The following is a 14,586-nucleotide window of genomic DNA, read 5'->3' on the forward strand; positions in this document are numbered from 1 at the left end:
GCGCCAGCAACGACACGCGCTCCACCCCTGCGGACCCGCCGCGGAGCTGACGCGGACTGACGTGCGGCCTGCGGCTGATCCCTCTCCGCCCCGTCGTCCCTCCGTCGCCCTCTCCGCGAGACGCCGCTCCGGTAGCGACACGCCGGAGCGGGCGTACCGGAGCGGCACCTCGTGGCAGGCGGTCGGATCACGCCGGTCGGATCACGCCGGTCAGAGCAGCCCGTCCGTGAGGTGGTCCGGCGTGCCGAAGCGGTGGGCCGTGATCGACACGGCCTGCTCGCGGAGGAACGGCAGCAGCTCCAGCCGGCCCGCCTCGGTCGCCGGGCCGGCGTAGACCGCGAGGTCGGGGCGCCCGCCCGTCACGGCCGTCACCGTCGCGGCGGACGCGCCCAGCAGGCGCACCCGTCCGGCGCCGTGCGCGCGCACCCGCGCCTCCCACGCCGCGTCGTCCTCGACCACGACGGCGCCGGCCGCCTCGTCGAGACCGGCGGCGAGCTGCGGAGGCAGCGCCGCGGCGCTCGAGACGACCACCCGTGCCTGCGCGGTCGCCGCCGCGACGGCCACCCGCACGAGCGAGCCCAGCGGCTCCCCGGCGGCCAAACGCACCAGCACGGCGGAGTCGTAGGGCAGGCGGCGGAAGACGTTGCGCTCCGCCTCCAGCCCCGTCACGTCGCGAGGAGCGCTCGCGGCCCACGCCGCCGCGCAGCTGCGCGCCGTCCGCTCCACCGCGGCGTGCTCCTCCGCCGGGAGCTCCGCGCGCGACGCGGCGAGCAGGCGGGCGGCCGGTCCGACGACCGGAGCGGTCGCCTCCGACGGCGCCGCGGTCCAGGAGCCCAGGCCGAGCAGGTAGTCCGGCCCGCCCGCCTTGGTGCCCGGGCCGACCGCCGACTTCTTCCAGCCGCCGAACGGCTGGCGCTGCACGATCGCCCCGGTGATCCCGCGGTTCACGTAGAGGTTGCCCGCCTCGATCCCGTCGAGCCAGGTGCCGATCTCCTCCGGGTCGAGCGCGTGCAGGCCCGAGGTGAGCCCGTAGTCGACCTCGTTGACGATCGCGATCGCCTCGTCGAGGGTCGCCGCCGTCATGATCCCGAGGATCGGCCCGAAGTACTCGGTGCGGTGGAACTCGGAGCCGCGGCGCACGCCGTCGCGGACGCCGGGGCTCCACAGGCGTCCGGAGTCGTCGAGGCTCCGCGGCTGCAGCAGCCAGGTCTCACCGGCGCCGAGCACGGTCAGGCCGCGCAGCAGCTTGCCCTCGGCGGGTTCGATCACCGGCCCCATCCGCGTCGCGGGGTCGGTCGGGTAGCCGACCGTGAGGGAGGAGACCGCGTCGAGCAGCTGCGCGCGGAACCGCTTCGAGCGCGCGACGGAGCCGACCAGCACCACGAGCGAGGCGGCGGAGCACTTCTGGCCCGCGTGCCCGAAGGCGCTCGTCACCACGTCCTTCACCGCCAGGTCGAGGTCGGCCGAGGGGGTGACCACGATCGCGTTCTTGCCGCTCGTCTCGGCGAGCAGCGGGAGGTCGTTCCGGAAGGAGCGGAACAGCTCCGCCGTCTCGTAGGCGCCGGTGAGGATCACGCGGTCGACCTGCGGGGAGGCGATCAGGTCGCGCCCCAGCTCCTCCTCCGGCAGGCGGAGCAGGCGCAGGGCCTCGCGGGGCACGCCCGCCGCCCACAGCGCCTCGGCCACCACGGCGCCGCAGCGCGCGGTCGGACCGGCGGGCTTGAGCACCACGGCGGAGCCGGCCGCGAGCGCCGCGAGGACGCCGCCGGCCGGGATCGCGACCGGGAAGTTCCACGGCGGAGCGACCAGGGTCAGCGCGGCCGGGTGGAAGCGGGCGCCGTCGACCGCGTCGAGCTCGAGGGCGCGCTCGGCGTAGTAGTGGGCGAAGTCCACGGCCTCCGAGACCTCGGGGTCGCCCTGGTCGAGGGTCTTGCCGCCCTCGGCCGCCATGACCTCGAGCAGCTCGGCGCGGCGCGCCTCCAGCTCGTCGCCCGCGCGGTGCAGGATGCGGGCGCGCTCCTCGGCCGGGACGTCGCTCCAGCCGCTGCCGCGGGCGCCGGAGAGCACCGACTCCAGCTCGTCGAGGGTGCCGATCGTGGCGGCCTCGATCGCGTCGGCGCCGGCCCGGGAGGAGGGGACGCGCGCGAGGATCGCCTGCGCCCACTCGCGGTTCGCGGCGACGGACGGGTCGGTGTCGGGGGTGCCGCGGAAGTCGCCCGGTCCCGGACGGCCGCTCGCGGCGAACCGGTCGGGCACGCGGTGCGCCGGGGGGACGGCCCCGTCGAGGGCGGCGACGGAGGCGCGGAACCGCTCCTCCTCCCGCGCGAAGAGCGCCGGGTCGGCCTCGAGCTCGAAGACGGCCGACATGAAGTTCTGGCTCGACGCGCCCTCCTCCAGCCGGCGGATCAGGTAGGCGATCGCCACGTCGAACTCGGCCGGCGCGACGACCGGCGTGTAGAGCAGGAGCGAGCCGACCGTGCGGCGCACCGCCTCCGCCTGGCCCTGGGCCATGCCGAGGAGCATCTCGTACTCGATCCCCTCGCGGACGCCGCGGGTGCCGGCGAGCAGCCACGAGTACGCGACGTCGAAGAGGTTGTGCCCGGCGACGCCGACCCGCACGTTGCGGATCCGCTCCGGGTGCAGCGCGTAGTCGACGACGCGCTTGTAGTTCGTGTCGGAGTCCTGCTTGCTGCTCCAGGTCGCCAGCGGCCAGCCGTGGACCGAGGCCTCGACCTGCTCCATCGGCAGGTTCGCGCCCTTGACCAGGCGCACCTTGATGCCGGCGCCGCCGCGGGCCCGGCGGGCGGCGCTCCACTCCTGCAGGCGGATCATCGCCGAGAGCGCGTCCGGCAGGTAGGCCTGCAGCACGATGCCGGCCTCGAGGCCGAGGAACTCCGGCCGGTCGAGGATGCGGGTGAAGACCGCGATGGTGAGGTCGAGGTCCTTGTACTCCTCCATGTCGAGGTTGATGAACTTCTGCGGCGAGGACGCGGCGGCCCGGGCGAACAGCGGCGCCAGCTCCTCCACGATGTCGTCGACCGCGGCGTCGAAGGCCCACGGGTTGTGCGGGGCGGTGCTCGAGGAGACCTTGATCGAGACGTAGTCGACGTCGTCGCGGGCGAGGAGCCGGTGCGTCCCCTCCAGGCGGCGGTGGGCCTCCTCGCGGCCGAGGACGGCCTCGCCGAGCAGGTTCATGTTGAGCCGGACGCCGTCGCGGCGGATCGCGGCGATGGCCGGGCCCAGGCGGGAGTCGGTCGCGTCGATGATCAGGTGGCCGACCATCCGTCGCAGCACCCGGCGCGCGATCGGCACCACGACGTCCGGGAGGAGCGGCGCCATGACGCCGCCGAGGGCGACCGCGCCGCGCATCGGAGCCGGGAGGAAGGACGGCACGCCGCCCGCGATCGCCTTCAGCGCCGCCGCCGCGACGCGGGTGTCCTCGGGGCGGACGACGCCGTCGACGAAGCCGACCGTGAAGTCCAGGCCGGCCGGGTCCTTCAGCACGCCCGCCAGCTGCGCCCCGGAGGCGTCGATCGGGATCGCGGACGCCTCGCGCAGCCAGCGCCGCACCAGCGCGACGCTCTCGTCGACCAGGCGGGGATCGATCGAATCGGCGGACGGACCGTCGGCGGCGGGGCCGGTGGCGAGAGCGGGGCTGGCGAGATCCGTCATGGTGCGGTCCTTCTGCTCTGAGGTGGGTGCCTTCAGTATTCGACCGACTACCGTTGAGCAGAAGCGACCGTTCCTTACCGGTACCGGTCAGCTCAGCTGAACGATCGGAGAGACGCCGTGCTCGATGTCCGCCGCCTGGTCCTGCTCCGCGAGGTGGCCATCCGCGGCACTCTCGCCGCCGCGGCCGAGGCCCTCGCCTACAGTCCCTCCGCCGTCTCGCAGCAGCTCGCCGTGCTCGAGCGCGAGGCCGGCGTCGAGCTGCTGCGGAAGGCGGGCCGGCGCGTGCAGCTCACACCCCAGGCCGAGATCCTGGTCGAGGCGGCCGGCGAGGTGATGGCCCTGCTCGAGCGGGCGGAGGCGGCGCTCGCGGCCTCGGGGGAGTCGGTGACCGGGCGGGTGCGCGTCGCGGTGTTCCAGTCGGCCGCGCTCGCGCTCATGCCGGGCGCGCTCCGGGCCGTCGCCGACCGCTTCCCGGAGGTGCGCGTCGAGATGGTGCAGCGCGAGCCCGAGGGTGCGCTGCACGAGACGTCGTGGGCGCGGGAGTTCGACCTCGTCGTCGCCGAGCAGTACCCCGGCCACTCGACCTCCTGGCTGCCCGGACTGGTGCGCAGCGACCTGACGACCGACGCGATCCGCCTCGCCGTGAGCCACGACTCCGCCGTCGTCGACCTCGCCTCGGCCCGCGACTCCGCCTGGGTGATGGAGCCGCGCGGCACCGCGAGCCGCCACTTCGCCGAGCAGACCTGCCGGGTCGCGGGCTTCGAGCCGGACGTCCGCTTCGAGACCGCCGACCTGCAGGCGCAGATCCGCCTCGCCGCCTCCGGCCACGCCGTCGCCCTGATGCCCGACCTGGTCTGGGCGGGCGAGGCCCCGGACTGCCGCCTCCTCGAGCTGCCCGGCACGCCCCGCCGCACGATCTTCACCGCCCAGCGCGAGGCGCAGCTGGCGTCGCCGGCCGTGCGGGTGTTCCGGGAGTGTCTGGCGGAGGTGGCGGGGCGGTTCGCGTGAGCGGGGGTGTGAGGCGGTGCGGTTCGCGTGAGCGGGGGCGTGAGGCGGTGCGGTTCGCGTGAGCGGGGGGCGTGTGGCGGTGCGTGTGGCGGGGTGTTGCGCCGGTGTCCTGCGCGCGCCGCCCCGAGGACGGCGGGGATGTGCGGTGTCGGCTGCGGTGATCCCTCCCTCCACAGGAGGGCTTCACGCCGGTTCTCCACGGATATGACGATCCGTCGCTTCCGTATCGGTGGTCGCTGATTGAATACACGTATGACGATGATCAGCGGGTCGACAGCAGCGGAGGCGGTGCTCAGCGAGGTGCGTGCTCGCGGCGACCGGGCCGCCGCGCTGGCCCGTTCGGCGTCCCCGCTGCTCCTGGCCGCGGCCGAGGAGCTGCACGCCGGGCACCGGGCCGCGCTCGAGCATCCGGAGTCGTTCGCCCGCGGCTCGGCGCCCCACGCGTCGAGCGACCTCGCCGAGCGGTCGATCCGCGCGGAGTTCGCGGTCGCCCTCGGAGTCTCCGAGCGGGTCGCCTCCCGCGAGCTCGACCACGCGCGCCTCCTCGTCGAGGACCTGCCGACCACCCGCGCCGCCCTCGCCGGGGCGCGCCTGCGGTGGGAGGCGGGCCAGGTCGTCTGCGCCGTCGCGGCCACCCTGCCTCCGGGCTCCCGCGCCGCGTTCGATACGCGGGCGGCCGAGCTCGCGGCCCGCACCACGCCGACCCAGCTGCGGCGCGCTCTGGCCCGACTGCGGGAGGAGCTCCACGAGCAGCCCCTCGCCGAGCGCCACCGACGTGCCCGCGAGGACCGCGCGGTCTGGCTGACCCCCGAGGTCGACGGCATGGCGACGCTCTGCGCCCTCCTCCCCGCCCCGGTCGCCGTGGGGGCGTACAGCCGCCTCGACCGGATCGCCCGAATCCTCCGCGACGGCGCCGAGGGGCCGGCGGGGGCGGAGCCGCCTGCCGCCACGGATGCGGGCTCCTGCGGGGCGGAGGCGAGCGGGACGACCGGGGCGGAGCCGACCGGAATCACCGGGGCGTGCGACGTCGACGCGATCTCCGGAGCGGGCGACGAGCGGACCCTCGCCCAGCTGCGAGCCGACGCTCTGGCCGACCTCCTCTGCGAGGCGGACGTCATCGGCACGGCGCCCGACCCGGTCGGCGCCGATCGGCCCGTTCCGACCCTCGTCACCGGCGTGCGCGCCGAGGTGCGGGTCACCCTGTCGGCGAGCACCGCGTCCGGCGCCGACGACGCCTCCGCCGAGCTCGACGGCTACGGCCCGATCCCGGCGGACGTCGCCCGGAGCCTCGTCCCCGCGACCGTCACCCGCGTGCTGACCGAGCCCCGGACGGGCGCCGTCCTCTCGGTCGGGCGCACACGCCGACTGCCGCACCGCGAGCTGCGGCTCCTCCTCCAGCTCCGCGACGTGACCTGCCGCTTCCCCGGCTGCACCCGCTCCGCCGCGAGCGCCGAGGCCGACCACGTCGTCGAGTGGCGAAACGGCGGCGGCACCGACCCCGCCAACCTCGCCAGCCTCTGCGTCGCCCACCACCACGTGCGGCACGGCGACCGCTGGGCCTACGTCCTCCACCCCGACGGCACCGCCGACTGGACCACCCCCACCGGCCGCCGCATCACCACGCGCCCGCCGGGCCTCGAGGCACGACTCCGTCCAGGCCCACCGGCGACCCCGAGGTTCGCGGACCGGCCGCCGCCGTTCTGACACGCTGCCGTTCTGACGTGCTGACGTGCTGACGTGCTGACACGCTGACACGCTGACGTGCTGACGTGCTGACGTGCTGACGTGCTGACGTGCTGACGTGCTGACGTGCTGCCGTGCTGCCGTGCTGCCGTGCTGCCGTGCTGCCGTGCTCCCGTGCTGCCGTGCACCCCTGAGGGAATCGGCCGTCGGGCGGGTTCGGCCCGTTGCGCGGGTTCGCACTGGTGATCGGGCCGTGAGTCGCTCGGGAGCGAGTGCTCAGCGCCCTACCGCCGCGCCACTGCCGCTCGGATCCGCGCCTTCGCTCGGGTTCACGCGGCCGCACCGCCGCGCCACTGTCGCTGAGGCGCGGACCGTCACCGGGGCCGCACCGTCGCCTGACGCCGTGCCGACACCAGGGCCGTGCCGCCGCCTTGCGCCCTGCCGCCGTTCGGCCACCACGATCCGGCACCTCGGCACCTCGGCACCTCGGCACCTCGGCACCTCAGCGCGCGCCGAACCGCCGTCGAGCGCCGTCGCGTCGGGCCGCCGTTCGGGCAGCGCGTCTCGCGACTGTGCTGGCGCCCCGCACGGCCCCACGGCTGATCCGGCGGGGTGCGCAGTCCGGGCACGCCCGCGCGGTCAGTCGGCGACGCGGAGGAGCACCTCGCCCGTCGTCCCGCCCCGCGGCCGCCCCGCAGCCGTCCCGCCGCCGCGACGCAGCCGTCCCGCCGCCACGACGCTACGCCGCCAGGAAGCGGTCCGCCGTCCGCAGCGAGAGCGCCATCGTCGCGAGCGCCGGGTTCGCGATCAGCGCGCTCGGGAACACCGAGTTGTCGCACACCCAGAGGTTCGGCACGTCGAAGCTGCGGCCGTCCGCGTCGATCACGGCGTCGCCCGCGTCGGTGCCCATCCGCACGGTGCCGAGAGTGTGCGCCGTGCGCGCCATCACCCGCGTGCTCGTCGCGCCGGCAGCCTCCACGATCGCGGTCATCGTCCGGATCGCGTGCCGGTCGATCGCCTCCTCGTTGGCGCCCGCCGAGAACGTGATGCGCGCCTTCGGCACCCCGTGCTCGTCCAGCTCGTCGGTCAGCTCCAGCCGGTTGCCGTCGGCGGGCAGGCACTCCGCGTTGATCCCGACGCCCGCCGCGAAGCGGTAGCCGTCGAGCGCGTCCATCAGATCGCGGCCCCAGAGTCCCGCGCCGCGGGCGAGCGTCGTCGCGTAGGTCAGCGGCATCACTCCGAGGCTCTGGATCAGGTAGCCGCCCGCGAAGTCCGCGTCGGCCGGGCGGACGGTGTCCTCGGTGATCACCGAGGAGGGGTAGCCGCGGTAACCGCGCATCTCGTTCTCGAAGGTGCCCCAGACCTGGGTCGCCCCGTGCGCCAGGAAGTTGCGGCCCACCTGGCCGCTGCTGTTCGCGATGCCGGTGTGCAGGAGGAGCCGGGGCGTCTCGACGCCGCCCGCGCAGAGGAACAGGGCGGAGCAGCGCTGCCGGTGCTCCACTCCGCCGCTCGTGTAGACCACGGCGCACACGCGGCCCGCGGCGTCCAGCTCGATGCCGTGCACGAACGAGTCGGCCCGGATCTCGGCACCGGCCCGCACCGCCTCCGGCAGGTAGGTCACGTCCATGCTCGTCTTCGCGCCGGTCCGGCAGCCCTGATGGCACTGGCCGCAGTTGACGCAGGAGGGCCGGCCGTCGTCCCGCGGGCCGCTGAGCACGGCGGCGGGCGCGTCGGTCGCGCGCATCCCGATCGCCGCGCAGCCGCGCAGCATCATGTCGGCCGAGGCGTTCCGCGCGAGCGGGCCCTGCAGGTAGCGGCGCGACGGGTCCCACGGGTACTCGGCCGGGCCCGCCACTCCGATCGTCGCCTCCACCTTCTCGATGTACGCGGTGAGCTCGGCGTGCTCGATCGGCCAGTCGCGGCCGACGCCGGAGTCGCTCCGGAGCCGCAGGTCGCGCGGGTCGGGGCGGGGCGTGAACGCGCCCCAGTGCAGCGTCGAGCCGCCGACCCCGCGGCCGCTGTTGTTCTGCCCGAAGGCGGTGGGGGTCTCGCCTCCGCTGAGGCGCTCCTCCATCCAGTTGATCTCGACGGCCGCCGTCTCGTCGGCGGTGTGGCCGAGCGGATCTAAGTGCGGCCCGGCCTCGAGGGCGACGACCCGCAGCCCTCGAGCGGCGAGCACCGAGAGCAGGGGCGCTCCGCCTGCCCCGGTGCCGATCACGACGGCGTCGACCGTCTCGTCGAGCGGGAAGCGGCGCATGCCGGTCGTGTTCATCGGTGACTCCTCGTCGTCGGTTCCCAGGTCTCGCGGTCGTCGGCGCCGAGCAGGCGGAAGCCCGTCACGAGCGGCAGCGTGTCGCCGCCGCTGGCGTAGCCGTCGTAGCCGATCCGCGCCATCGACGCGGGGTGCGCCAGCCACTGCTTCACGAGGTCGACGCGGCAGTCCTCGAACCAGGCGGTCAGCTGCTCGGCACCGAGCCCGCCGGCCGAGCGGTCGCCGGGCTCCGCGGAGCCGTCGGCGATCGCGGTGAGGCGCGCGTCCTGCTCGGCGGGGCCGAGGCCGGCGAAGCCCCGGAGGGCGTCGAGCGCCAGACCGTAGGCGATCGGGTCGGCCGGCAGGTCGGCGTTGCGCCAGCCGTCGCCCTCGCCGTTCGCGAGCTGCGTGTCCACCCGTGCGGCCAGGTCGATCCGGCCGCCCTCCTGCGGGACGACCCGGTCGGCGATCGCCCGCAGCTCCGCGAGCTGGGCGACGGTCAGGGCGCGCGGCGCGTACTCCGGGTCGTCGGCGAGCGCGCGCACGGCCAGCAGCCCGCGCACCCGCGTGGAGGTCCGGGCGGAGGCGATGGCCGCGCCGACGTCGGCCGGAACCGACGGCGCCGTGCCGGCCTCCTCCTCCCAGAACCGGCGGATCGCCGCCGCCACCTCGACCGGGCGCTCGAACGGCAGCAGGTGGCCCGCCCCGGCGAGCGTGAGCAGCCGGGCACGGGAGTAGAGGGAGCCGTTCAGGCGGCGCTGCGCGTCGGCGCCGAGGTCGCCGTCCTCACCGCCCGCGATCAGGAGCGCGGGCACGGCCCCGAGGGCGGCCTCTCCGGTGCGGTCCTCGCGGCTGCCGTGCTCGAGCCAGTCGCGCCAGCCCTCGGGGGAGTAGCGGCGCAGCTCGGCCAGCACCTCCGCGTCGGCGTCGGCGGGCAGCGGCGAGCCGACGTTCTGGTCGACGAACTCGCGCGCCTGTGCCTCGTCGAGGTGCCCGTCGTCGACCCAGCCGAGCATGGTCGAGCGGCGCTCCTCCTCCATCGGCTCGGGCGAGAGCGGCGACCCGGCGAGGAGCACGACGCCCGCGAGCCCGAACAGGCCCGAGCGGCCGGTGACCGTGCGGGAGGCCACGAGCGAGGCGATCTTCCCGCCCATGCTGTGCCCGAGGAGCAGCCAGCGGGAGGCGCCGTGCTCGCGGATCCGGCGGATCGTGGCAGCGGTCATCTCCTCGAGCGAGGTCCCGGATCCACCGGGCAGGTCGAGCGCGACGAGGTCCGCGACGTCGGCGAGCTCGCGGCCGAGCGCGTCGAAGGCGCGGCCGTCGAGCCCGAGTCCGGGAAGGGCGAAGAGGGTGGGGCGGGGGCTGGTGGACACGGGCGTCCTGTCGGATCGGCCGCGCCACGGCGGTGGGGAGCGGGAGGGGAGCGGCGGCGGGGGGCCGGCCCTCCCCATCCGACCACACGGCGTGCGCGCGCCCGGACCCTTGCGCCGGCGGGGCACTCGTGCTGTGCTCTGCGCCACCGTTCCGCGCCACGATGCCGGGCGGTCGTGCCGCCCCTCTGTGCCGCCCCTCCGTGCCGGGCCTCAGAGCGGGGAGGCGAACACCACCAGGTTGTCCCGATAACGGCCGATCGCCGCGTCGTACTCGCCTCCGCAGGTCACGAGGATCAGCTCCTCCTCGAGGGTCGCGCCGAAGACGCGGGCGGTGGGGAACGCGGCCTTGGCGTGGGACTCGACCGCCGTCACCCGGTAGCGGTGGTCGGAGCCGTCCACTCCGCTCACCGCGATCTCATCGCCCGGGGCGAGCTCGCCGAGGCGGAAGAAGACCGCGGGACCGGACCGCGAGTCGACGTGCGCCGCGATCACGGTGCGGCCGCTGCCACCCGGGCGCCCGCCTCCCGAGAACCAGCCGACGTCGTCGTAGTCCACCGGCACCTCCATCGCCCCGTCCGACTGGATGCCCAGCGCGATCAGCGGCTCGTCCAGGCCCATCGCGGGCACGCTCAGCCGGGCGGGCTCGACGCCGACGGTGCGCGCAGGCGCGGCAGCGGCGGGGTCGGGCGCGGGGACCGGGGGAGGAGTGAGCGGGGGAGCAGAAGCGAGGGCCGGAGGCGCGGGCGCGCTCGCGGGCGTCTCCGCTCCTCCGCTCCCGTCCGCGGCGGCGCACCCCGCGAGGAGCAGCACGGCGCACAGTGCCGCCGCTCCGCTCCTCGACCGGGTGCCCACGATCAGGAGGCGGTGCGCCGGCGGGCGACGACCACTCCGGCCGCGCCGAGGGCGGCGACGGCTCCGAGGCCGGCCATCGCGGCGAGACCGGACGGGCCCGTGGCGTCGCTCCCGGCGGCGGTCGCGCCGCCACCGGTCTGGAGGCCGCCGACCGGCACCTGCGAGAGCTGGCCGCGGACGACGCCAGCCGCATACGAGGCCGTGTGGGAGTCGCCCGCGAAGGCGGCGGGATCGGCCTCGAGGGCCTTCAGCGTGAATCCGGCGCCGGTGTCGGCCCCGTTCGCCTGGATGCCCGTGGTGAAGGGGCCCTGCAGGCAGCCGCTGCTGGTGCGGGGGCCGTCTCCGACCGGGGCCGGGTTCGGGAACGCGATGCGCGGCGGGCCCGCCTTGCCCAGCGCCGCCTGGTGGATGTGCGTCGCGGTCTTCGCGGGGCTCTGGTAGTCGCCGGTCACGCCGGTGAGGGTGATGTCGTAGCAGATGACGTCGAGGTCGCTGTTGACCCGGAAGGTCATCTCGCCCGTGGCGCCGGGCTGGCCGGGGGTCGCGGCGGAATCGGCGTTCACGACCTGGTCGGGCGTCGCCATCACCGTGAAGGCGCTGGTGAAGGAGGACGGCTCGGCGACCTCGGTCTCGGCCTGGGCCGGCGCGGCGGCGAAGAAGGAGGCGGCGGCGACGGCGGTGATGCCGCCGAGGGAGAGCAGGCGGCGGCCGGCGCGGTTCCGCGCGGGGGACGTCTTCGTCATGGTGGAGCCTTTCGATCGCGAGCGCCGAGCGGGCCCGATGCAGGGAGTACGGCCGGAAGCGGCGCTGCGTTCACTCCATCTGAGAGGATCTTCACGGAGACGGTCCTCGCCTCCGATGAACGCCGCCGCCGCCGCGGCCGTACCCCCTTCCGACGGACCACCGGTCCCGACGAGGAGGCGGTGTGGCGCGCACGGCGACGGCACGACGAGACGAAGGGCCCGCGATGCCGCGCGAGCACTCGGAGGTCCCGGCTCCCGTGGTGCGCCTCGAGCCCCGGACGGCGGGGTTCGACCCGGCCGCCGCCTTCGACGAGCACGGGTCCGCCCTGCTCGGCTTCGCGCTCAACGCCCTGCGCGACCGCGGCCTCGCCGAGGACTGCGTGCAGGAGACGTTCCTGCGCGCCTGGCGCTCGCGGGCGAGCTACTCCGCCGAGCGCGCCAGCACCCGCACCTGGCTCTTCGCCATCGCCCGCAACGTCGTCATCGACGTGCACCGCTCGCGTCAGCGCCTGCCGCGCCTGATCGAGGCCGAGATTCTGGAGGAGGTGCCCGCGGAGGACCGCGACCCCCTCGAGCCGCTCGCGATCGCCGAGGCGCTCGCGCGGCTCTCCGCCGAGCACCGGCAGGTCGTCGTCGCCGTCCACCTGAACGGCGAGACCTACGCCGACCTGTCGGCGGCCACGAGCGTGCCGGTCGCCACCCTGCGCAGCCGCGCCTTCTACGCTCTCCGAGCGCTCCGCGGTCACCTCGCGGGCGCCGGATCCACCGACGAGGAGAGATCGTGATCGACCGAGACCAGCCCGACGGAGACCAGCCCGGCGGCCGCCGCGAGGAGCTCCTCGCCGCGGCCCTCGCCGGCGACCTCTCCGCCGAGGAGGCGCGGGAGTTCGAGAGCCTGCGCGCCGCCGACCCCTCGATCGACCGCGAGCTCGCGTCGTTCGGCTCGGTGGTCGACCGAGTCGGCGCGCTGGGCCGCTGGGAGGAGGCGGAGCCGTCGCCGGAGCTGCGGTCGCGCGTCGCGGCGCTCGCCGGGGAGCGGCCCGAGCGCGCGGAGAGTGCACGTGCCCCGCGCCGCCGTGCCCCGCGCCGCCGTGCCGTCCTGGCCGTCGCCGCGGCGGCCGCGCTCCTCGTCGTGGGCGGCGTCGCCGGAGCGGCCCTGCGGTCCGCCGAGGAGCGCCCCGTCGCGGGACCGCCCGGGACGCTCGGCGCCGTCGAGGCGATCGCCTTCGACGAGCGGACGGAGGGCGTGACGCTCGACGGCTCGCTGGTCGCGCACACCTGGGGCACCGAGACGATCCTCCGCGGGACCGGCTTCGCGCTCGGCGAGAGCTACGACCTCGTGCTGGTCACCGGCTCCGGTGAGCGGCTCCCGTCCGGCTCCTTCCTCGGCAGCTCCGCGGAGCTCGACTGCGAGATGAACGCGGCCGTCCTGCGCGAGTCCGTCGCCGCCGTCGAGATCACCGACGCCGGCGGCGCGCTCGTCGCCTCGGCCGCCCTCCCCGCCGTCACCTGAGCGCCGGCGGCGCGGGCTCGCGGCGCGGCTTCAGCTCGCTGACGAGCGTGCCCGCGACGATGAACCCCGCCCCGAGCAGGGCGAGCGCGGGGAGCCGGTCGCCGGCGAGGCGGCCGATCAGACCGGCCCAGACGGGCTCGGCGGAGTAGATGATCGTGGCGCGCGACGGCGAGACCGAGCGCTGAGCCCAGTTCATCGTCAGCTGGATCAGGCAGCTGCTCGCCCCGAGCGCGAGCGCGGGGATCAGCCAGGCCCCCGAGAACGCCGGGACCGCCTCGCCCGCGAGGGGCATCGAGGCGAACCCGAGCGCGCCGGCGACCAGCAGCTGCACCACGGTCACCCGGCCGAGGTCGACGCGTCCGGCGACGAGGCCGATCAGGATGATCTCGGCCGCGATCGGCAGCGTGCTCACGATCGTCGCCACCTCGCCCGCTCCGAGCGCGACGCCCGGCTGCGGGCCCGCGATCAGGAGCAGTCCGACGAACGCCAGCGCGACGCCCACCAGCGTCAGCACGCCTGGACGGCGACGGAACACGACCCACTGGAGCAGCGGCACCAGCGGCACGTACAGCGCGGTGAGGAACGCGGAGGTGCTGCTCGGGATCGTCTGCAGCCCGTAGCTCTGCAGGCCGTAGCCCGCGAAGATCATCACCCCGATCGCGACGCCGGCCGCGAGGTCGATCCGCCGCATCCCCCGGAGCGAGCGGTGGAACACGACCGCGCTGATCAGCCCCGCGATCGCGAACCGCATCCCGACGAAGAACAGCGGCCCACTGTGCTCCATCGCGATGTGAACGGCGAGGAAGGTCCCGCCCCAGATCGCGGTGATGCCGATGAGCGCCCACTCCGGACGCGTGAAGCGGAGGCCCCGGAGAGGCGAGATGTGCATCATTCTGCACATCCTAGGAGCAACAGGGGCTCCTCGGTGCAGAATAGTGCGCATGTCGGCTCCCGTCCTCGCCCACCTGGGCGGCAACCTCCGTCTCGCGCGGCGCGGAGCCGGACTGAGCCAGTCCGCGCTGGCGGCGCGCTCGGGCATCAGCCGGCGGACGATCGTCGCGGCCGAGGCCGGCGAGGCCAACATCTCGCTGACCGGAGTCGACCGCCTCGCGACCGCCCTCGGCACCACGTTCACTGCACTCGTCTCGGCCCCGGGATCCGCGCCCGCGGCGATCGACCAGGTCGCCTGGCGGGGAGCGGGCGAGGCGAGCGTCGCCGTCCTGCTCTCCTCCGTCCCCGCGCGCCGGGAGGCCCAGCTCTGGACCTGGACGCTCGGCCCCGGGGACCGCTACGACGCGCAGCCCGACCCCGAGGGGTGGCACGAGATCCTGCTCGTCACCGCCGGCGCGCTCCTCCTGGAGCGGGAGGGCGAGGAGCCCGTGCGGCTGGAGCCCGGACGGCACCTCGCCTTCCCGACCTCGCGGCACTACTCCTACGTGAACGCGGTGGATGCCGTCACGACGCTCGTCCGGATCGTGGTCGACTGACGGG

At 75.5% G+C, this 14,586-nt stretch carries 11 protein-coding genes; 5 read left to right on the plus strand and 6 right to left on the minus strand.

Annotated elements, in window-relative coordinates; genetic code table 11:
• Positions 1–210: 210 nt before the first annotated feature.
• The gene (locus tag C5C29_RS04560; RefSeq protein ID WP_104308003.1) at positions 211–3,672 is read right to left on the minus strand and encodes a bifunctional proline dehydrogenase/L-glutamate gamma-semialdehyde dehydrogenase; all 3,462 of its coding nucleotides are present in this window, start codon (positions 3,670–3,672) and stop codon (positions 211–213) included.
• A gap of 117 nt (positions 3,673–3,789) precedes the next feature.
• Here C5C29_RS04560 and C5C29_RS04565 point away from each other — a divergent pair, with 117 nt between their 5' ends.
• Positions 3,790–4,680 carry a LysR family transcriptional regulator gene (locus C5C29_RS04565; protein ID WP_104227335.1) on the plus strand — a complete coding sequence of 297 codons (891 nt, stop codon included), beginning with the start codon at positions 3,790–3,792 and terminating at the stop codon, positions 4,678–4,680.
• A 252-nt stretch (positions 4,681–4,932) separates the two neighbouring features.
• On the plus strand, positions 4,933–6,384 hold the full coding sequence (locus C5C29_RS04570) for an HNH endonuclease signature motif containing protein (RefSeq protein WP_104308004.1): 1,452 nt from the start codon (positions 4,933–4,935) through the stop codon (positions 6,382–6,384).
• 718 nt (positions 6,385–7,102) lie between these two features.
• On the opposite strand, the gene C5C29_RS04580 is transcribed toward C5C29_RS04570, so the two are convergent.
• From C5C29_RS04580 to C5C29_RS04595, 4 genes are all read right to left on the minus strand, one after another.
• A complete protein-coding gene (locus tag C5C29_RS04580; protein ID WP_104292931.1) occupies positions 7,103–8,635 on the minus strand; it encodes a GMC family oxidoreductase in 1,533 nt (510 codons plus the stop codon).
• Positions 8,632–9,987, minus strand: a complete 1,356-nt coding sequence (locus C5C29_RS04585; protein ID WP_181128745.1) for an alpha/beta hydrolase — start codon at positions 9,985–9,987, stop codon at positions 8,632–8,634. Before C5C29_RS04585 ends, C5C29_RS04580 begins: the two co-directional genes overlap by 4 nt.
• Before the next feature lie 210 nt (positions 9,988–10,197).
• Positions 10,198–10,839, minus strand: coding sequence for a class F sortase (locus tag C5C29_RS17395; protein ID WP_104353823.1), 642 nt, complete (start codon positions 10,837–10,839; stop codon positions 10,198–10,200).
• 2 nt (positions 10,840–10,841) lie between these two features.
• Positions 10,842–11,582 (minus strand): CHRD domain-containing protein, encoded by a 741-nt coding sequence (locus C5C29_RS04595; protein WP_104227340.1) that lies wholly within the window; start codon positions 11,580–11,582, stop codon positions 10,842–10,844.
• A 224-nt stretch (positions 11,583–11,806) separates the two neighbouring features.
• On the opposite strand from C5C29_RS04595, the gene C5C29_RS04600 reads away from it, so the two are divergent.
• Positions 11,807–12,367, plus strand: a complete 561-nt coding sequence (locus C5C29_RS04600) for a sigma-70 family RNA polymerase sigma factor (RefSeq protein ID WP_104227341.1) — start codon at positions 11,807–11,809, stop codon at positions 12,365–12,367.
• Positions 12,364–13,095, plus strand: coding sequence for a hypothetical protein (locus tag C5C29_RS04605; RefSeq protein ID WP_104308007.1), 732 nt, complete (start codon positions 12,364–12,366; stop codon positions 13,093–13,095). The genes C5C29_RS04600 and C5C29_RS04605 overlap by 4 nt, the downstream gene beginning before the upstream one ends.
• On the opposite strand, the gene C5C29_RS04610 is transcribed toward C5C29_RS04605, so the two are convergent.
• Positions 13,088–13,987: a DMT family transporter gene (locus C5C29_RS04610; protein WP_258059541.1), complete on the minus strand. Its 900-nt coding sequence runs from the start codon at positions 13,985–13,987 to the stop codon at positions 13,088–13,090. The genes C5C29_RS04605 and C5C29_RS04610 overlap by 8 nt on opposite strands.
• Before the next feature lie 49 nt (positions 13,988–14,036).
• Between C5C29_RS04610 and C5C29_RS04615 the strand changes: the two genes are divergently transcribed.
• On the plus strand, positions 14,037–14,582 hold the full coding sequence (locus C5C29_RS04615) for a helix-turn-helix domain-containing protein (protein ID WP_104227343.1): 546 nt from the start codon (positions 14,037–14,039) through the stop codon (positions 14,580–14,582).
• The last annotated feature ends 4 nt before the right edge of the window (positions 14,583–14,586 follow it).

It is taken from the genome of Rathayibacter sp. AY1H2 (assembly GCF_002931985.1).
Lineage (GTDB): Bacteria > Actinomycetota > Actinomycetes > Actinomycetales > Microbacteriaceae > Rathayibacter.